We start from the raw sequence: 18,681 nt of genomic DNA, 5'->3' as shown, positions 1-18,681 counted from the left end.
TTTCGCGTGCCGGTCAAACGGCGACGCGTTTCTTCTCCCGGTCGAAAAGATGCAGATGCTGCCTCTCGACCCAGAAATGGATAATTTCGCCCGCCGCCCGGCGTGGGTTCTCGGTGGCGATGGCGAAAAAGCGGCTTCCGTCCGTGTCGAGTTCGACAATCCAACTGCCGCCCGTCGGAACGATGTCGACGATAGTTCCGCGCCCAGCGGCCAATCGTGCCGCTTCGCCGTCGGTAAGCGCGCCGATGCGCACGGCCTCCGGCCGAATACCGGCCGAGGCGATGGGGGCTCCCGCCAGGCCGAAATGCGTGAGAAGTGACTGGACCCAGACGAGCAGCGGGCTCTGCGGTGTGGCATCCATCTCGACAATGTTGATGGGCAAGCTGCCGACGAACTCTGCGACGAAACGGTTGGCGGGACGCTCGTAGATGTCATCAGGCGTGCCGACCTGCTGTAATTCACCTTCGCTCATGACGGCGATGGTCGTCGCAAGTGTCATGGCTTCCCACTGGTCATGGGTGACGAAGACGATGGTCGAGCCGGCTTCCGCGTGGATACGCTTTAGTTCCGCTCGCATTTCCAGCCTGAGTTTGGCATCGAGGTTGGAGAGCGGCTCGTCGAGCAGGATGATCGACGGGTTGAGCGCCAGCATGCGGGCCAGCGCGACGCGCTGCTGCTGACCGCCGGAAAGCTGGGCCGGGTAGCGGCTGGCATATTTGGCAATGCCAAGCTTGGTCATGACCCGGTCGACCGTCGCATCGCATTCTGCGGCGGCAACCTTGCGCAGCTTGAGGCCGAACTCGACATTCTGGCGGATCGTCATATGCGGCCACAGGGCGTAGTTCTGGAAGACCAGACCCATGTTCCGCTTTTCCGGCACGGTGAAGATGCCTTCCTCCACCGACACGATCGGTTTTCCGTCCACGAGAATGCGTCCATCGGTTGGATGCTCCAGACCTGCGATCATGCGCAAGGTCGTCGTCTTGCCGCAGCCGGACGGGCCGAGCAGGCAGAGAAACTCTGACTTGCCGATTTCCATGCTGAGATTGCCGATCGCGGCGGGCATGCCGCGGCCGTAGCTTTTACCGATGTTTTCCAAGGTGATGCTGGACATTACTTGCTTCCGATCCCGTCTGAGAGGTTGCTCTTGCCGATTTTCTGGACGAGCATCGTGCCGGTGAAGGCGACGACGCAGAGCATCAGGACCACTGCGTTTGCAGCCTGGCTGTAGCCATAATCGACAAGGCGGATTGCGTAGGTGGTGAGAAGGTCTGTGCCGGGAACGGCAAGGACGACGACCAGGCTGAGCCCTTTGATGCCGGAGATGAAGGGCAACAGGATTGCCGAGACCAGAGCGCCGCGCTGGATCGGCAGGACGATGGATCGCATGCGGCGGAACCAGCCGGCGCCGACGATCTGGCCGGCCTCCTCCGGCTCCCGGCCCAGCTGCATCATCGATGAGATACCGGCGCGGGAGGCGAAGGGCATCTGGTCGGCCAGGATGGCAAGCACCAGAATGAACGGCGTACCATAGAGTGCCGGCAGCGGCGGGCGCGCCACGGCGAACATCGACAGATAGGCAGCCGCAAAGGCAATGCCGGGGACCAGATAGGGCAGAAAGGTGATCTGGCGCAGCCCTACGGAGACAAAGCGCACGGGCGACCGCACGACGCTATAGCCGACAAGCAGGCCGAGAACGCCAGCGCCGGTGGCGGCAAGTCCGACCATCCAGACGGTGTTCCAAAGCGCCATCCAGAACTCGCCGGTGAGCAGGATGCCCTGGCGCAGCGCAGTGGTGCCAAGATCCGTGCCGATCCAGTAATCGAGTGTGAAATTGTCCAGGTTGAAGGAGCCCGGGACCCGCATCACTGTCGTCAGCGCCAGGGCGATCAGCGGGATGCCGGCACTAATGGCGAACATGACGAGCGCCCAAAGAACCGCCGGAGCCTGCCACTTGCCGAGCGGCGTCTGGCGCACCATGGCTCCTTTTGAGCCGATGGTGACGAAACGCTTGGCCTCTTTCAGAAGACGCATGTCGATGATGCCGGATATGGTACCGATCAGGACAATGACACCGGCAAGCACGGCGGATGCACCCGCCTGGCTGGTCGAGATGGCGCGGAACAGCGATGTCGCAAGCACGTCGAAACCGACCGGGACGCCAAGCACATAGGCGACGCCGAAATCCCCAAGGCACTTGGCGAAGATCAGTGTCGCGGCCGAAACCAGCGAGGGCATCATCAGCGGCAGGATGATCCTGCGCGCCACGATGATGGGACCCGCGCCGAGACTGCGTGCTGAATCCTCAAGCTGCGTGTCGAACTGCTTCAGCGCGTTGCCGAACAACAGGATAACGAACGGCGCATAGTGCAAGGCAAGGATGAGTGCGATTGGCAGGGCGCCATAGGCGAGCCAGTCCGGCGGCGTGAAACCGAAAGTCTCCATCCAGCTGGGAAGCCCGCCGGTCGTGCGGTTCTTGAACAGTGTCAGCCACGCAAGGGCGAACGTCCAGGACGGCAACATGTAGGGCAGCAGCAGCGCCGTGGAAAACCATCTCTTGCCGATGAGATCGGTGCGGCTGAGCAGCCAGCCAATCGGCGCGCCGACGAGGAATGCGATGATGATCGCTGCGGCGGATATGATCGCGGTGTTGGCAAGCGGCCACCAGAAAAGATCCCGCGAGATTGGCGAGAAGAGTACACGGCGCAAGTAGTAAATCGTTAGCTCGCCGAGCGGCTGCTTGCTGCGCGCCACATCGGCAAAATGCACGGTTATCGCGTCGCTGAGCAAAAGGACGATCGGCGCAAAGATCAGATAGGCAAAAAGGGCCAACAGCGAGAGGGCGAGCAGCAGTGTCGGGTCCGCGCTGTTGACGCGTATGAAATAGGAGAGCCTTGTCCAGGCTGTGGCCGTTTGAGGACGTGGACGGTCCTCCGGCAAAGTGGTTTGCAGGGTCATGGGCTCACTTGTTGTCATGCGAAAGGGAAAGGTGTTTTGAGACGTCTCAGTCCGGTAAGGCGCCGACTGCGGCGATGACCTCGCGAACCGTTTGCCATTCCGTGTCGTAGCGGACCGGCAGGAATTCCTCATCGCCGTTGAAGGCGGCGGTCATCTCTGGCGGAAAGTGGAAGGCAAAGAAGCAGGCCTTCAGTTTTTCCACCAGGTCTGGATGAAGATCATGGGCATAGGCGAAAGCCGATGTCGGAAACAGCGGGCTTTCATAGAGCACCCGTATGGCTTTCCGGTCGATCGCACCGCGCTCCACCAGGCGCTCAAGGACATCCGATGCGACGGCGGCCATATCGTAGTCGCCCGACACGACACCCATGACCGACTTGTCATGCGCGCCGGACATGATGGGTCGGTAGTCGAGATCTGGCTTAAGTCCGTTGACCGGAAACAAGGCCCGGGGTGCGAGATTGCCGGAATTCGACGCTGCCGAGACATGTGCGACACGCTTGCCCTTGAGGTCTGCGAGCATGTGATAGGGCGAGCCAGCGCGCACGATCGCAACAAGATGGTAGCCGCGCACCGCGCCCTTCTGTCCTTTTGTGGCGAACGGCACCGCGCCTGCGGTGTTGACGGCCTCAACTGTCGGGCCGGTGGAGAAGCCGGCAAAATGCAGCCGGCCGGCCCGCATCGCGCCGATCTCCGCCGAAACCGATTGCACGGGATAATAAACGATCTGCCGGTTCAGACAGGCGGAAAGATGCTTGGTGAATGGTCGAAAGAGTTGAGCGTAGACCGCCGGGTCCTCGATCGGGGTAAATCCCCAGACGAGTGTATCGGGATTGCGCCATTTGGACTGATCCAGGGGAAAATCTGCCACAAGGTCACCATCGGCGTCGCAATAGGCCTGGTCCAGGCCTACACGCTGACGACACGATTCTGCATGAGCAACGGTATTACCGGTCAACAACAGGATGACCAGCATTGCGCATGCCGCAAGGGTGCGGTGGCTTTTCATTTTTCTCCTCCCTCAGTGCTTTACCGTCTCGCGTTCGGCAAAGCACTTGCTATAGGAGGAGAGATATCCCGAAATTCCTGTCAGAGTCCTGTCAGCCTCATGCGTATTCTGGTCATAGAAGATTCCATCGATATCGCCGAAGCGATCGAAGCAAAGCTCTCGCGGGCAGGACATCATGTGACATTGTCCCATGATGGCATCTCCGGCGAAGAATTGGCCATTCATGGCGCGTTTGATGTTGTGGTCCTCGACATCAACCTTCCCGGTCGAAGCGGTTTCGATGTGATGGCACATATGCGGCGGCGCAATTCGCCAACGCCTGTCCTCGTCATCACCGCGCGTAACCAGCTGGATGACAAGATCAGCCTGCTCGATCTTGGCGCGGACGACTATATCGTTAAGCCATTCGATCTCAGCGAACTCGAGGCGAGGCTCAGGGCTGTGACACGCCGGCATCAGGGGCTTGCCAATTCGCTTATCCGGGTCGGTTTGCTCGAGGTGGATATGTCTGCCCGTGCAGCGCGCGTGGATGGCAAGCCGCTTGAGTTGGGACGGCGCGAATTCGAGGTTCTGGAGACGCTCGCAACGCATGCGGGCAATACCGTCAGTAAGGAGAGGCTTTACATAAAGCTCTTTGGCCATGACGATGTCGGAACGCCAAATGCTGTCGAATTGCTGGTCTCGCGTGTCCGCAAGAAGCTGGAAGACGTCAATGTCGAGATCATCACGCACCGCGGCGCCGGATACATGCTGCGCGGTAAACTCAATGCGGTGAGGTGATGGCGCGCCGGTCGATCGAACGGCGGCTGCTCATCAGCACCACATGTCTTTTTCTGATTATCGGAACCGTGCTTGCCGTGACGGTTCGCGCCTACGCCCGCCGCGCAGCTGATGAGGCCTTTGATCGTGTCCTGACAGCCTCTGCGCTGGCCATTGCTGATACTGTTGGCATTGAAGAGGGCGAGGTCACGGTCGATATCCCCTATTCGGCGTTTGCCATTCTTGGAACGTCCCGTCTCAACCGCGTTTTCTACAAGGTGACCGCACCCGATGGCAGCCTGGTGACAGGCTCACCCATTCTGGGCCTCGACACACCCGCTGTGCAGGATCGAGCCTTGCATCTCTACGATTCCTTCTACAGGGAAGACCCGGTGCGGATCGCTTCCGTGCAGCGTTACCGTGCCGATACGGTGACGGGAACCGGCGGCTGGATCGGCGTCGTTGTCGCGGAAACCAGGGAAGCACGCCAGGAGCTTGCCGGAGAACTGACTTTCAAGGGAATGCTGCCGGCTGTCGCGATTGCGCTCCTGTCGGGCGGTCTTATTCTCGTGTCCGTCCGTTCGGCATTTTCGCCGTTGCGTCTGATTGAAAGCAATCTGCGGGCGCGGCGGCCATCCGACCTCAGCCGTATTGAAAAGGAAGTGCCGGTCGAAGTCTCGGCCCTCGTTTCCGCGCTCAACGACTTCATGGATCGGCTGGGCTCGGTGCTCGACGGGGTCAAGCGTGTCACCGCGGATGCCGCGCATCAATTGCGGACTCCCCTGGCCGCTATTCAGGCCCAGGCGGAGGTCGGGCTTGACGAGGCGGAGGACCCGCAGGTGAAGCGGCGGCTTTCCCGCATCTACCACAACGCCCGCGAGGCTGGGCTGCTGGCAAACATGCTGCTGTCCGAAGCGACGACGATGCACCGTCTGGAAACACAGGAGCGCGAAATCGTCGACTTCCGCACGGCCGTCAGCGACGCCCTGCAGATGCTGAGAGCAGAGAGCGCCTATGCAAACTGGCTCCAATCTCTGGTCCTGGATATACCGGAGATGCCTGTCGCGATCATCGCGGAACCCGTCGTCCTGCGGGAAATGGTTCGCAATATCGTCGAGAATGCTTTCATCCATGCCCCCGGCCCGACACGGGTGCGCCTTGCCATACGGCAAGACAAGGCCTTGCTCCAGGTGATGGACAGAGGTCCCGGAATACCGGACAATTCGAAGGGCAAGGTATTTCAACGCTTCGCTCGGGCGGATAACCGGCACCCGGGCACGGGTCTTGGTCTTCCGATCGCCAGGGATATTGCCGTGGCGTTCGGTGGTGCAATCTCCATTGCCGATCGCGCAGGCGGTGGGCTTATCGTCGAGGTCACTTTGCCGGTTGTTGCAGATGGGGAGATCTCATGAGGTCCCGAGCTGTCTGGCTGCGAAATGCGGCACTTTGCCTTTGGCTAGTGTGCTGGTTTAATCCGGCTGTGGCGTTTGCGCAGGAACGAACGATACGATTGGCGGGTGTCGTCTCCGAAGAACGGATGGCACCGTTGATGGCCGCGCTGGTGGGGCGCCTACCCGGGGTGAAACTCACCTATCAACGGCTCTCCTCCGCACAGATTGCCGCGGCGGCCAAACGGTCCGTCAATGCGCCGTTCGACATCGCCATCCTTTCGTCGCCAGACATTGCTGTTTCCGTCGCCAACGAAGGGTATGCCGCGCCCGATGAGGCGAGCGGACCCGTCGCCTCTGCACAATGGCGCAATGAAGTGTTTGGCTTCTGGTCGGATCCCGCTGTCATCGTTCTGCGCCGAAATGCGTTTGCCGACCGCATGCCCCGGACCCGCATCGAACTGGTGCGCGCACTGGAGCAGAACAGCAGCAGACTGTCCCGCCGGATTGGCATCGTCAATATCGGCATTGATGATGTCAGCTATCTGCTGGCATCGCAGGACTCAATACGGACCTCGCTTTACTGGCGGCTGATGCGTGCCTTTGGCGGGGCGAACGCGCGGATCTACGATACGACCGATGATCTGATGGAGGCACTCCAGGCCGGTGAACTGGATGTCTTGTACAATGTGCCGCTCTCCGCGCTGCCCATCGGCGGAAACATGCTGGAAGGCATGGAGATCATAGCGCCTCAGGACTACATACTTGCCGTTCCGTGGGTCGCATTCATGCCGGAGGGCGCGCCTAACCTGCGCGACGCGCGGGTCGTCCTCCACACCCTGCTTTCGCCGGAGAGCAAGCCGGCACTCTTGGAGGCAGGTTTCAATTATCCCGCAGGCTTCGCGGGCCTTGAAAATCTCCAGAGCATCGAACTCGGCCCGGAGCTTCTCGTATTCCGCGATACGATCAAGCGCAGCAAGTTCCTCGACATCTGGTTCCAGATGGTCGTCAACTGATGGGGCTGCATGCCACAATCCTAGAGTCTGTTGGGAAACCATGATGCCTCGGTAATCCCGCCATCAAAAACCGGGAATTCCCAAACGGCTTCGCCGTTGTTCCTGGCGGAGTGACGAAGGACACTCGGCGGCAAGACTATCGCGCCCAACCAAGCGGTGAGCGCGACAGGGTTTTCGCTGCGCGCCGTCAATCATGGCAATCCAACCGGCCGCCCGGCGCGCGGCGTCGGCGAGAACGGGTTTGGGCGCCTTATACCATTCGTTTTCCGGCAGCTCGCGCTTGATGCGAACAAACCCTATGGCGTCGTCGAGCGTCGGGAATTCCTGCGGCAATGTCAGGTGAAGGAACAGGGCGACAACGGCGACAGAACGGGAGCGGCCGCCGCGGCAGTTGATCAGTACGCTGCCGCGTTCACGCCTCGGATAGGAGGGTTTCTCCGGAAGGATCTGCTCAAGGGCGGCGCGCAAGATATAATGGGCGGCGACCATCTGGGTCTCGGGATTGCCCTCGCCGTCGATCAGGCCGATCTTGAAATAGCGAATTTCGCCCGGCCCGTAGACGCTGCCTTCGTGGTCCGAGACGACCTGCGGCTGCTCGACAAAATTGAAGTCGAGGTTGACGGCACAATTGACGACCGTGGTGATACCCTTGCTGCGCAAAAGGTTGAGGTCGCTTGCGCCTTCCTTGCCTGAAATGAACAGGTCAACGCCATAAAGCGGATGCTGTTCATAAATGAGACTGAGTTTTGGCAGCTCGCGCGATTCCGGTTGATGGGCGAGGTCCTGTTCCAATTTCTGCATGTCGTTTCTCCGCAGGCGCCGATCCACTGGCGGCTGCCATTCCGTGGTTTCAATTCAGGTAAAGCCCCGCATAGGCTCAGGCGTGAGCCGCACTGTCGCTACGCCGTCCTGCGATCTTTGCTATGCGGCGTTCGGAAATGGAGTTCGCGACGCGCGCAAGTGTTGGGTAGTTGGCCCCCTCCCCGGTTGCGATATAGCCGGGGCAGAGGAAATCGGCAGAACCTTCCGCCACCTTGCCCAGCGTCAGCGGTTCATATCGGCCACCTGCATTCTTGAGAATGAGCGTGGCTGCGGCGACATCCCAGGCATTGACGCCAAAGCCTGCGGCGGCATCCGCCCAGCCAGCGGCGACATGGGCGACGCTAAGGGCCGCACTTCCCGGACGTCGCACTGTAGAAAACGTCTCGACCAGTTCACCCAGATTGGCAAGGGCAACATCTCGCCCATCGACCCGGAAATCGCGGGAGACCGGATAGCCGGTGATCAGGGTAGCGCGGGTCTCCTCCCCGGTTGAGCGGGAGTGCAGCGGCGCGCCGTTCAGATAGGAAGCCTTGAGATCGGCTGCGAACATCAGATCAGCGACCGGATCATAGATGGCGCCGGCAACGACTTCGCCCTCGATGACAGCGGCAATTGAAACACACCAGAAGGCCAGGCCACGGGCGAAGTTTGCGGTGCCGTCGATCGGATCGACATACCATTGGATTTCACCGTTACCAGTCTGACCGCCCTCCTCGCCCATGATCGCCGAGTTGGGCTCATGTTTAAGGATGAACGTTCGGATGGTGGCTTCCGCACGTTTGTCATGGATGGTGACGATGTCGTGGAGATCGACCTTGTAATCTACGGCCATATCCGAGCGGAAGGCCTGAAGCAGCGGATCGCGCACGGCAAGTGCTGCCGATTTCGCGATTTCCATCAGCTGCGTCGAGCGGGAAAGCACCTCCTCGTTGACGGGTTTCGGTTCGGGTGGGGAGGAGCTTGGCATCGGCATATCCAGTCATTCGTTCGGTAAAAAAGGCCGGCGCGGTGGAGGCCGCGCCGGCAAGTGGGTCATTTCGTGTAGTTCACGCGCCAGAAATCCTGCCACTCTTCGCGGCGATCGAAGTCGTTGAGACCGGTAGACGAATCATAGTCGAACAGCTTGTCGGCGACCTTCATCAGCCCCGATGGTTCGTCATCCGGCATCTTGATGTCGGTGTTGGTCGGCAGCTTGCCGTCCTTCATCTGCGGCGCGATGCCTTCTTCTGTCAGGATGTAGTGAACGAAGAGCCTGGCAGTGTTCGGGCTTTGGGTCTTGGAGGCGATCAGGCCGAGCTTGATGTAGCTCCAGCCAACCCAGGGATCGAGATCGGCGCAGATGCCGAGCTTGTAGCCCTTGTCCGCGTTGTCGCGGAACTTGGCAGAGCTGAGGAGGCCGAAGAAGGGTTCCTTCTGTCCGGGCGCGCCGACAGCTTCTGCAACCGGGTCGTCACCATCCGTCGCCAGCGGGGCGTTTTGGGCAAGCGCCTTGATCCAGGCAGCCGCCGCGCTCTTTTCGCTCGTTTCGAGATCCTTACCGAAATATGCCTTGTAGGCAGCAGCCACCTTGTCGGTACCATGCGTTTCCAGCTGGTTGAACCAATCGGTGTAGTTGCCCTTGGTCAGAGGGTCGACCATGGCGACCTTGCCCTTCCACTTCGGCTCCGTCAGTTCCCAGATGTTGGTTACGGGGCACTTGTCGGTTGCTTCGGTGTTGTAGGCCCAGACGTTGGCATTGGTGGAGATCGCCAGCGGACTCTGGAACTGCGCCGGAATTTTGGAGGTCATGTTGCCCGGAAGATAGTTCTCGACGAATTTCTCCGGCAGGAGTTGGGCAAGGGCCGCCGGTGCGTCGGTGATCAGCACCACATCCCCTTGCACATTGCTGGCCTGGCTTTCGCGGATGATCATTTCCAGCTGGCTGTTGGCCGAGACCTTCATGCCCGTCGCCTTCAGCCCGTATTTGGTACTGAAATTTTCAGCCATCTCGACGATCTTGCCGGTGCTGTCATAGATGTTGATCGGTTTTTCCTGCTTTGCGGCAGCAACCAGCGCATCGAGATCGAAGGCGTCTTCTGCCGCCGCCGGGATGGCTGAAAGACCCGCCATCAGGACGGCGGTCATGGCAGTCATCGTCCGGTATTTGTTTTTCGTCATCGTTTCCCCTCCCAAGGAAAGTGGTGAAGGCAGGCCACGGACGTGCGGCCCTTCGCCTGCCCGGGTTTATTGTTTGTAGTTCACACGCCAGAAATCCTGCCAGCTCTCACGCTTGTCGAGATCATCCGCGGCCGTTGCCGCGTCGAAGGCCATCAGTTCATCGAGATGCTTGGCAACGCCCGACGGTTCGTTCGCCGGCAGGGCGACCTTGGTGTTTCCGGAGATCTTGCCATCGGCTGTCTGCGGCGCGATGCCGTCTTCGGTCATCAGGTAACGCACGAATAGCTTTGCCGCATTGGGGCTCTTCGTCTGGCCGGCGATGAGGCCAAAACCGGGATACAGGAAGCCCGAGAACGGCTGGACGCCCGAGCATAGACCAAGCTTCAAACCCTTGGCCTCGTTGTCGCGGTATTTCGCCGTCGAGGTGATGACGAAGAAAGGCTCAGCCTGTCCCGGCGCACCGGCGGCTTCCGCCACAGTGCTCGAGTCCGAAAGCAACGGTTCGTTTTGGGCAAAGGCTTTCACCCAGGCTGCGGTTGCGCTCTTTTCGCTGGTCTCCAGCTTCTTGCCGTAGAGGTCTTCATAGGCCTTGGCGACATCCGCATTGTGATGTGTTTCGATCTGGTTGAACCAATCGGCGCAGAGCGGCTTGTCGAAGAGGTCGAGCATGGCGAGCTTGCCCTTCCACTGCGGTTCGGTCAGCTGCCAGATGTTGGTGATCGGGCACTTGTCGTATTTTTCGGTGTTGTAGGTCCACACATGCGGATCGGAAACAACGACGAGCGGGTTGCGCAGTTTTTCCGGAATATCGCTTGCCAGGTCAGGCGGCGTCCAGCTGGTGGCGATGCCCTCCGGCAGAAGCTCACCCATCGCGGAGGCGACATCGGTTGCGACGCTGACATCGCCGACGATGTTGCCCGCCTGATGCTCGCGGATCATCAGTTCGACCTGCGTTGCTTCGTTGACTTTCTTGCCGCTGGCCTGAACGCCGTATTTGGCGGTGAAGGCCTCGGCCGTATCGACGATCTTGCCGGTCACGGCATAGACAGTGATCGGCGGCTCCTTCTTTGCCGCCTCGATAAGCGCATCGAGATTGAAGGTCTCTTCGGCATGAACAGCGCCGCCGACCGCCGCTGCAAGGATAAGGGCCAGGGCGGAGACGGCGAACTGCCGCCTCCGTTTCTTTGCCTGTCTGGTCTGGGTCATGATATCTGCTCCGTGTTCCGCCGTTATTTCTGATAATTCAGCCGCCAGAAGTCCTGCCAGGTCTCGCGCGCATCCCAGTCGTCGAGGCTGGTCGCTACGCTGTAAGGCAGGACCTGATCGAGAACGGCGCCGATGCCCGACGGCTCGTCGGCCGGCGGCTTGACCTCGGTATTGGTCGACATCTTGCCGTCGATCCCCTGCGGCGCGATGCCTTCTTCGGTCATGACATAGTGGATGAAGAGCTTGGCAGCGTTCGGGCTGTTGGTGCCCTTGGTGATCAGGCCGACGCCGGGATAGAGCCAGCCGAGCCAGGGCTTCAGGTCCTTGCAAAGGCCGAGTTTCATGCCCTTGTCGGCATTGTCTCGGAACTTCGCCGAACTGATCAGGCCCATGAAGGCTTCTTTCTGGCCGGGGACGCCGACAGCTTCTGCCGCAGCGGCATCGGCATCGGTGAGCAGCGGTCCATTGGCCGCGAGTGCCTTGACCCAGGCTGCGGTTGCGCTCGTCTCTCCCGCCTGTAGATCCTTGCCGTAGAGTTCCTTGTAGGCGGAAGCCACCTTATCGTCGCCATGCTTGGCCATCTGGTTAAACCAGTCGACATAGGATGCCTTGCCGAGCGGATCCTGCATGGCAACCTTGCCCTTCCACTTCGGCTCGGTCAGCTCCCAGATATTGGAAACGGGGCACTTGTCGAACAGTTCAGTATTGTAGGCCCAAACGTTGGCGCTGGTGACGACCGTCAGCGGGTCCTGGTACTCGGCCGGGATGGTCTTGGCGAGATCCGGGGGCAGCCAGCTTTCGGCAAATCCCTGCGGAATCAGCTGGGCCATGGCGGCTGGCGCATCACTGATGATCGAGACGTCGCCCTGGATATTGTTGGCGCGGGCCTCGCGAATGATCATTTCGAGCTGGGCCGACGCCTTGACCTTCGAACCTTCCGCACCGACGCCGTATTTCTTGGCAAAGTTCTCCGCCATTTCGACGATCTTGCCGGTGCTGTCATAGACCGTAATCGGCTCTTCCTGCTTGGCCGCTTCGATCAGCGCTTTGAGGTCGAAAGGCTCCTGCGCCTTCGCCCCACTGCCAAACAAGACCAAAATGGCCGTTGCACATAGCAGGGTGTTCCTGCCGCCTGTCGTGTTCTGCTTCATACTGCTCCTCCTTCAGCAAGCATCAGTTCGTTGACTTGTCGTCTCAGTTGTAAGTGCTGTTCCTCAGCAACGCGTCGGCTTCGGTTATCCGCTGACCGTCCGCATCGAACGCATGCAGGGCCTCGGCCGGGACATGGAAAAAGACGCGATCTCCGCTATCGACGCGCGGCAGGGCATGGGTGGTCAGGAACAGCGTGTGGTTCTCGCTCCTCAATTCGAGAATCCAGCTGCCCCCGGTCGGCAGCACGCCGGTCACCGTCATTTCGCCGGAGAAGCTGCCCTGCGGCACGTCCTCCAGCCTGGCCGTATAGCCCATGGCTTCCGGCCGCATGCCGATGGAGCCGATGCCGCGCAGCTGGGGATAGCGGGCTGCGAAATAGGCTTCCGCCTTGTCGGCGATATCCGAGACGCCCGGTTTTCCGAAAGTCAGGATATTGATTGGCGGGCTGCCGACGAATTCCGCGACGAACCGGTTGGCCGGGCGGTCGTAGATGTCGTTTGGCGTGCCCATCTGCTGCAGCGTGCCTTCGTTCATGACGGCAATCGTGGTTGCCAAGGTCATGGCCTCCCACTGGTCGTGGGTGACGAAGACGATCGTCGTCTTGAATTCCTTGTGCAACCGCTTCAACTCGGCGCGCATTTCGAGCCGCAGCCGGGCGTCCAGATTGGACAGCGGCTCATCGAGCAAAAGCACGCCGGGATTGACGGCGAGCATGCGAGCCAGCGCCACGCGCTGCTGCTGGCCGCCCGAAAGCTGCGACGGGTAGCGGTCGCGGTATTTGGCGATATCAAGCGCCTGCATGACGCGCTCGACACGAGCCTCGCGTTCCGCCTTCGGCAGCTTGCGCAGCCGCAAGCCGAAATCGGTGTTGCGCTCGATCGTCAGGTGTGGCCAGAGCGCATAGCTCTGGAAAACGAGACCCATCTCGCGCTTTTCCGGGGGTACGAAGATGCCGTCCGCGACGGAGTCGATCACCCTGTCTCCGACCCGGATTTCACCGCCGGACAGGTTTTCGAGGCCGGCGATCATGCGCAGCGTCGTGGTCTTGCCGCAGCCGGAGGGACCAAGCAGGCACATGAATTCGCCATCGAGGATTTCAAGGTCGAGATCGGAGACCGCATTGGCGGAGTTTACCCCGTAGTTTTTCTGCGCGCCGCGCAGGTTGATGGTAGGCATCAGCTTCCAAGTCCTTCTGCAAGATTTGTACGGGTCAGCTTCTGGGCCACCAGCGTGCCGAAATAGGCGATGGCGGCGATGATCAGCACCACGGCATTTGCGGCCTGCGTGTAGTGGTAGTCGACCAGTCGCAGGGAATAGGTGGTCAGCACGTCGGTGCTCGGCACAGCCAGGATCACGAAGAGGCTGAGCCCCTTGATGCCCGAGATGAACGGCAGGAGTACGCCCGTCACCAGCGATCCCTTCTGGATCGGGATGACGATCGAGATCATCCGGCGGAACCAGCCGGCACCGGCGATCTGGGCCGCCTCTTCCGGGTCTTTTCCCAGCTGGGTCATGGCCGAGATGCCGGCGCGCGAGGCGTAAGGCATCTGGTCGGCGATCAGAGCCAGAACAAGGATTGTCACAGTGCCGTAAAGCGCCGGCATTGGGCCACGCGGCACCGCAAACAAAGAAAGATAGGCGGCTGCAAAGGCAATCCCCGGAACCAGATAGGGCAGGAAGGTGACCTGGCGCAGATAGACCGACAGGGCGCGGACTGGCGTGCGGATGACGACATAGCCGACGAGCAAACCGAGGACACCGGACACCAGCGATGCAAGCCCGACGATCATCAGCGTATTCTTGGCCGCAGCCCAAAGCTCGGGGCTAAGCAGGATACCGGTCTGCAATGCCACCGTATGAAGGTCGGTACCGATCCAGTAGTCGAGGGTGAAGTTATCGAGCGTAAATTTGGCCGGCATCTTCATGACGGTCGAAAGCGCAAGCGTCAGCAACGGCATTCCGACTGAGAGGATGAAGATCGCCGCCGCAAAGCCGGTGGCTGGAAGACGCATCTTGCCAAGGCGGTTCTGCCGGTTCATCGATCCCTTTGAACCAATGGTGACGAAGCGGCGTGCTTCGCGCACCAACCGTGCATCGATCATCAGCGTGATGATGCCAATCAGCATGATCGATGCGGCCACGACCCCGGCAACACCGGTCTGGCGGGACGCAATGCTGCGGAACAGCGAGGTCGAGAGAACCTCGAACTTGACCGGAAGGCCGAGCACATAGGGAACACCGAATTCACCCAGGCACTTTGCGAAAATCAGCACCATTGCGGACATCAACGCCGGGCGCATCAACGGCAGGATCACCTGCACGGCGACCTGGTAACGGTGGGCGCCAAGGATTCGGGCCGAGTCCTCCAGCTGCGAATCGAAGCGGCGAAGCGCCGAGCCGAACAGCAGGATGACGAAAGGCGTGTAGTGAAGTGCCAGAATGATCGTGATCGGAAAGCGGCCATAGGCAACCCAATCCGGTGGCGTCACGCCCATGGCCTCGAACCAGCCCGGCTGGCCGCCAATCGTGCGGTTCTTGAACAATGTTGTCCAGGCAAGCGCAAACGTCCAGGCGGGCAGCATATAGGGCACGATCAGAGCCGTTGCAAACCAGCGGCGGCCGAACATGTCGGTACGGCTGATCAGCCAGGCAAGCACGGTGCCGATGACCAGCGACAACGAGATAGCCCCGAGCGCAACGGTAAGGGTGTTGAAGAGGGGACGCCAGAACAGGTCGGTCGCGACCGGCGAGAAGAAGGCCCGATCGAGATAATAAAGCGTGAGTTCGCCGACGTCCTTGCCGAGACGCCGCTCATGCCCGAATTGTACACGCACTGCGTCGAGCACGATCGAGATGATCGGAACAACGATCAGATAGGTAAAGATCAGAGCCGTCAGAATGCCGACAAGCGTCGTCGGCTCCCGAAGCGCGACCTTTGAGCGGTATCGCCAGGTCTGCCATGCCGAAGGCGCGGTAACCGGCTTTCGAACCAGACCCTCCACTTTCGTCGTTTCACTGAGAAGTGCCATTCTATTTCCTCGTAGCCACAGCATTGCCCCTGCACTCCGGCAGATACCTTCGGACGCCTGACGCCAGCCTGCGGCAGGCTGGCACGACGCGCTCGGGCGCGGACAATGGTTTCAATCCTCCAGCATCAGACCTCGCGGCCTGCTTAACGGTGATGATGCAGCTCCTCCCAGAGGCACCGTTGTCTTCAGAAAATGGAATAAAAATTCCGTTTTATGGATCACCGTAGAATGCATGATCTATTGACGAGGCAATTTTGTCAACGAAAAAATGCACACGCGGTCATTAACTTATCTAATTGATTTAATGTCATTATTTATGAGCGCACCGCACAATATTCGATGTACTCTGCGAACGCGTGCCGCTTCTTTCAAATTGCGTTGAAATTATGTGAGAGCGCGTGCGCCTTCAGAGGCTGCGGCGTGCAAATTTCTCGCCACTCCCGCCGGGCATAGGCACAAACTTTTAGGTTGGAAAAACCGGTGCGATGTGGCCAGTAATATCAGAGACTTGATTTGCATTGGGGACATGAATGGTAAGAGGCTTCGTAACGGCCGAGGAGGTGGCCAAGAAAGCGGGTGTTTCGCGCTCGGCCGTTTCGCGCACGTTCACCCCCGGCGGTAGCGTGTCGAAGGCGGTTCGGCGCAAGGTCATCAAGGCCGCTCAGGATCTTGGCTACCGCGTCAATCGGCTGGCGCAGGGCCTTAACAATGATCGCTCGAACCTGATTGGCGTTGTGGGCGCAAATTTGGGATCTCCCTTCATTTCCAAGCAGCTTGACCTCCTGAGCATCGGCCTCTTGCGGCGCGGGTTACAATGTCTTTTGCTGAATGCGGCAGACGCCCGCAAGGATATCGCGCCGCTCATCGAGCTTCTCTTCGAATTCCGTGCGCAGGCGATCGTCGTCCTTTCCGGTGAACCGCCGGCATCGATTATCGACGAATGCATGGCCAATGGCGTCAGGCTCATCCTGATCAATCAGAAGCTAGACCGCACGGATACCAACATGGTGCTGAGCGACGATTCCCATGGTGCCGATCTCGCCGCGATGCGGCTGATCGAGGCCAAATGCCGGAAAGTCGCGGTGATATCCAGCGGCAGCCAGACACCGGCACAGGTGCGGCGCGCCACGGCTTTCAGCCAGCGCATGGCTCTTGAAGACGTCGAGGTCGTTCCCTGGTCCGACGGTACGACAAGCTATGAAAGTGGCTATCAGGCAGGCCGCGACCTGCTAGGCGACAAGGCAATTGACGGCGCGTTCTGTGTCACGGATCTGCTTGCGCTGGGTTTTATGGATGCAGCGCGTCTGGAAATGGGCCGTCGCGTGCCGGAGGATCTGTCGATCGTCGGCTTTGACGACATCCCCCAGGCCGGCTGGAAAAGCTATCAACTGACAACTGTCGGACAGTCTTTCGAGGCTTTGACTGAAAAGGTCCTGACGGCGCTCGCCAGCGACGAACCAGAGACGCGACTTCAAATCGTACCAGTCTCCTTGGTCGAGCGCATCACTGCCCGTTAGCCTGCCTGCTTGATGCGGCTTTCGCTCAGAAGGCCGCTCTGGTCGAGGATTGGGTGGGCGACGGAAGCGATATGGGCGTTGATACGCTTCAGATCACGCAGCATGTCGAGATGCACCGAGCTCGTCTGAATACTATCCGTCCGGCCGTCGCGAAGGCGTTGCAGGTGCCGCTCGGACGACTGTTTTTCCAGCCGCCGCACGTCTTCCTTCACCTCGACCAGCCGGCGTGCAAGCTCGGCATTCTGTGTCGCGAAAACCGTTTGAGCCATGCGGATATTGTCGAGCGTGATGGTGAAAAGGTGCTCAAGCTCAATTTTGCCGTCGTCGGAGAATTGCAGGCCGAGATTGATCTTCTTGGCGATTTCCGGGCGAATGCCTTTTTCGATGATATCGCCGATATGCTCGAGGTTGATGGCATATTCGACGATATCCATCGCGCGGCGATGGTCCTTGCCGCTCAACCCATCCTGACCGACCTTGGAGACATAGACCTTGATCCCGTGCTGGATGCGGTCGACCCGTCCTTCCAGCATGCTGATATCGGCAAGCCTCGACACGTCGTTATGGCGCATGGCTTCACCGGCTTGCGTCAGCATGCGCTCGATCAGGTCGCCCACCAGCATGACTTCGCGGCTTGCTCCGGCAAGTGCTGCGACCGGCCGATGGAGGTCGTGACTATCGAGATAGCTGCGATCGCCTTCGCTTTCCTTCTCCTGGGGAAGAAGCGCAGTGGTTACACGCAAGAGCAGCGGCGACAATGGCCAGGCCAGAAGGGCAACGGCCAGATTGAAGAGGAGATGCGCATCAACAGCGAAATTGGTGTGCGAGAAAGGCGACATCTCCAGCAATTCCGCACCGTATCCGGCAAGAGGAAGGGCAGCGGCACAGCCGATGGCTCGGACGATGAGATTGCCGAGGGTAACTCGGCGGGCAGCGGCCGCCGCTTTCAGCGTTGTCAGCACAGGCGGCACAGCGCCTCCAAGATTGGCGCCGAGAACCAGCACGATAACCAGACTGGTATCGATGCTGCCGTTTGCAGCGAGCGACAGGATGAGAACGACGATGGCAAGACTTGAGGACGCCAGTACGGCCAGCACCGCCGAGAAAATCAGCGCGACGGGCCACGCATTGCCGAGCATGGTGATGAAGAGGCTGAGTGCCGGGGATTGGCGTATGGGATCCGTCGCGGCAGAGAGTAAGTGCAGCGAGAGCAGCATCAGGCCGACCCCGACAAGAGCTGAGCCCGCCCCCTGCCGCGGCGTTGACTTGGTGCGCGAGAGAATGACGCCGGCAAGGATCAGCATTGGAGAAAGCCAGCCGAGGCCAAGGGCAACGATCCATGCGGTTGTTGCGGTGCCGACATTGGCCCCAAGCAACACGATCTGTGCCATGGCCGGCACGATCAGATCCTTCTCCACGAAAGAAGCCACCATCAGGGCTGTTGCCGTCGAACTCTGCAAGGCCACCGTGGCGATGAAGCCGGCGATGAAGGAGCGCAGCCCGCCTCGGGTACCGGCAGCGAGACCGATGCGCAGCTTTGCACCAAAGGCGCGTGTCATGCCGTCCTTGACCTGGCCCAGCCCAAACAGCAGCAGCGCAACGGCGCCGAAGAGATTGATGCTGATAATGACCGAATCCATCAGATCACCTCTCGCCATGAGCTGCAGG

At 60.1% G+C, this 18,681-nt stretch carries 14 protein-coding genes and 1 pseudogene; 4 read left to right on the top strand and 11 right to left on the bottom strand.

What is annotated here, in order from left to right; all coding sequences use genetic code 11:
• Positions 1-13 precede the first annotated feature (13 nt).
• Genes R6X40_RS18520 through phnD form a run of 3 tightly spaced genes read right to left on the bottom strand, consistent with a single transcriptional unit; the run spans position 14 to position 3,967 of the window.
• Complete coding sequence (locus tag R6X40_RS18520; protein ID WP_318415260.1) at positions 14-1,114, bottom strand: ABC transporter ATP-binding protein; 1,101 nt, start codon at positions 1,112-1,114, stop codon at positions 14-16.
• Complete coding sequence (locus R6X40_RS18515) at positions 1,114-2,958, bottom strand: iron ABC transporter permease (protein ID WP_318415259.1); 1,845 nt, start codon at positions 2,956-2,958, stop codon at positions 1,114-1,116. The genes R6X40_RS18520 and R6X40_RS18515 overlap by 1 nt, the downstream gene beginning before the upstream one ends.
• Before the next feature lie 46 nt (positions 2,959-3,004).
• Positions 3,005-3,967, bottom strand: coding sequence for a phosphate/phosphite/phosphonate ABC transporter substrate-binding protein (gene phnD, locus R6X40_RS18510; RefSeq protein WP_318415258.1), 963 nt, complete (start codon positions 3,965-3,967; stop codon positions 3,005-3,007).
• Positions 3,968-4,066: 99 nt separating this feature from the next.
• On the opposite strand from phnD, the gene R6X40_RS18505 reads away from it, so the two are divergent.
• Genes R6X40_RS18505 through R6X40_RS18495 form a run of 3 tightly spaced genes read left to right on the top strand, consistent with a single transcriptional unit; the run spans position 4,067 to position 7,130 of the window.
• Entirely contained in the window at positions 4,067-4,747 is a 681-nt protein-coding gene (locus R6X40_RS18505) for a response regulator transcription factor (protein ID WP_318415257.1), read from the top strand.
• Positions 4,747-6,138 (top strand): sensor histidine kinase, encoded by a 1,392-nt coding sequence (locus tag R6X40_RS18500; RefSeq protein ID WP_318415256.1) that lies wholly within the window; start codon positions 4,747-4,749, stop codon positions 6,136-6,138. The genes R6X40_RS18505 and R6X40_RS18500 overlap by 1 nt, the downstream gene beginning before the upstream one ends.
• Complete coding sequence (locus tag R6X40_RS18495; protein WP_318415255.1) at positions 6,135-7,130, top strand: ABC transporter substrate-binding protein; 996 nt, start codon at positions 6,135-6,137, stop codon at positions 7,128-7,130. Before R6X40_RS18500 ends, R6X40_RS18495 begins: the two co-directional genes overlap by 4 nt.
• 180 nt (positions 7,131-7,310) lie before the next feature.
• Here the strand turns inward: R6X40_RS18495 and R6X40_RS18490 are convergent.
• The 7 genes and pseudogenes from R6X40_RS18490 to R6X40_RS18460 all read right to left on the bottom strand — a co-directional run.
• Positions 7,311-7,931: pseudogene (locus R6X40_RS18490) on the bottom strand (dual specificity protein phosphatase family protein); the annotation flags it as partial.
• Between the two features lie 76 nt (positions 7,932-8,007).
• A complete protein-coding gene (locus R6X40_RS18485; RefSeq protein WP_412178409.1) occupies positions 8,008-8,919 on the bottom strand; it encodes an inositol monophosphatase family protein in 912 nt (303 codons plus the stop codon).
• Between the two features lie 65 nt (positions 8,920-8,984).
• Positions 8,985-10,085 (bottom strand): ABC transporter substrate-binding protein, encoded by a 1,101-nt coding sequence (locus tag R6X40_RS18480; RefSeq protein ID WP_412178414.1) that lies wholly within the window; start codon positions 10,083-10,085, stop codon positions 8,985-8,987.
• 90 nt (positions 10,086-10,175) lie between these two features.
• Positions 10,176-11,315 carry an ABC transporter substrate-binding protein gene (locus R6X40_RS18475; protein WP_318415252.1) on the bottom strand — a complete coding sequence of 380 codons (1,140 nt, stop codon included), beginning with the start codon at positions 11,313-11,315 and terminating at the stop codon, positions 10,176-10,178.
• A 23-nt stretch (positions 11,316-11,338) separates the two neighbouring features.
• Positions 11,339-12,466: an ABC transporter substrate-binding protein gene (locus R6X40_RS18470; protein ID WP_318415251.1), complete on the bottom strand. Its 1,128-nt coding sequence runs from the start codon at positions 12,464-12,466 to the stop codon at positions 11,339-11,341.
• 43 nt (positions 12,467-12,509) lie between these two features.
• The gene (locus R6X40_RS18465) at positions 12,510-13,643 is read right to left on the bottom strand and encodes an ABC transporter ATP-binding protein (RefSeq protein ID WP_318415250.1); all 1,134 of its coding nucleotides are present in this window, start codon (positions 13,641-13,643) and stop codon (positions 12,510-12,512) included.
• The gene (locus R6X40_RS18460) at positions 13,643-15,496 is read right to left on the bottom strand and encodes an iron ABC transporter permease (protein WP_318415249.1); all 1,854 of its coding nucleotides are present in this window, start codon (positions 15,494-15,496) and stop codon (positions 13,643-13,645) included. The genes R6X40_RS18465 and R6X40_RS18460 overlap by 1 nt, the downstream gene beginning before the upstream one ends.
• A gap of 530 nt (positions 15,497-16,026) precedes the next feature.
• Here R6X40_RS18460 and R6X40_RS18455 point away from each other — a divergent pair.
• The gene (locus tag R6X40_RS18455; protein WP_318415248.1) at positions 16,027-17,013 is read left to right on the top strand and encodes a LacI family DNA-binding transcriptional regulator; all 987 of its coding nucleotides are present in this window, start codon (positions 16,027-16,029) and stop codon (positions 17,011-17,013) included.
• Here R6X40_RS18455 and R6X40_RS18450 read toward each other — a convergent pair.
• A complete protein-coding gene (locus R6X40_RS18450) occupies positions 17,010-18,653 on the bottom strand; it encodes a Na/Pi cotransporter family protein (RefSeq protein WP_318415247.1) in 1,644 nt (547 codons plus the stop codon). The genes R6X40_RS18455 and R6X40_RS18450 overlap by 4 nt on opposite strands.
• Positions 18,654-18,681 lie beyond the last annotated feature (28 nt).

Source organism: Rhizobium sp. PL01, assembly GCF_033447125.1.
Taxonomy (GTDB): Bacteria; Pseudomonadota; Alphaproteobacteria; order Rhizobiales; family Rhizobiaceae; genus Pararhizobium.
The sequence above is the reverse complement of the archived record's forward strand: the minus strand, read 5'-3'. Positions and strand labels throughout refer to the sequence as shown.

Bases quoted from the DNA above. Each gene is read 5' to 3' on its own strand.
- R6X40_RS18475 (WP_318415252.1), bottom strand. From the start codon at position 11,315: ATGACCCAGACCAGACAGGCAAAGAAACGGAGGCGGCAGTTCGCCGTC.
- R6X40_RS18495 (WP_318415255.1), top strand. From the start codon at position 6,135: ATGAGGTCCCGAGCTGTCTGGCTGCGAAATGCGGCACTTTGCCTTTGG.
- R6X40_RS18460 (WP_318415249.1), bottom strand. From the start codon at position 15,496: ATGGCACTTCTCAGTGAAACGACGAAAGTGGAGGGTCTGGTTCGAAAG.
- R6X40_RS18470 (WP_318415251.1), bottom strand. From the start codon at position 12,466: ATGAAGCAGAACACGACAGGCGGCAGGAACACCCTGCTATGTGCAACG.
- R6X40_RS18465 (WP_318415250.1), bottom strand. From the start codon at position 13,643: ATGCCTACCATCAACCTGCGCGGCGCGCAGAAAAACTACGGGGTAAAC.
- R6X40_RS18455 (WP_318415248.1), top strand. From the start codon at position 16,027: ATGGTAAGAGGCTTCGTAACGGCCGAGGAGGTGGCCAAGAAAGCGGGT.
- phnD (WP_318415258.1), bottom strand. From the start codon at position 3,967: ATGAAAAGCCACCGCACCCTTGCGGCATGCGCAATGCTGGTCATCCTG.
- R6X40_RS18485 (WP_412178409.1), bottom strand. From the start codon at position 8,919: ATGCCAAGCTCCTCCCCACCCGAACCGAAACCCGTCAACGAGGAGGTG.
- R6X40_RS18450 (WP_318415247.1), bottom strand. From the start codon at position 18,653: ATGGATTCGGTCATTATCAGCATCAATCTCTTCGGCGCCGTTGCGCTG.
- R6X40_RS18505 (WP_318415257.1), top strand. From the start codon at position 4,067: ATGCGTATTCTGGTCATAGAAGATTCCATCGATATCGCCGAAGCGATC.
- R6X40_RS18480 (WP_412178414.1), bottom strand. From the start codon at position 10,085: ATGACTGCCATGACCGCCGTCCTGATGGCGGGTCTTTCAGCCATCCCG.
- R6X40_RS18515 (WP_318415259.1), bottom strand. From the start codon at position 2,958: ATGACCCTGCAAACCACTTTGCCGGAGGACCGTCCACGTCCTCAAACG.
- R6X40_RS18520 (WP_318415260.1), bottom strand. From the start codon at position 1,114: ATGTCCAGCATCACCTTGGAAAACATCGGTAAAAGCTACGGCCGCGGC.
- R6X40_RS18500 (WP_318415256.1), top strand. From the start codon at position 4,747: ATGGCGCGCCGGTCGATCGAACGGCGGCTGCTCATCAGCACCACATGT.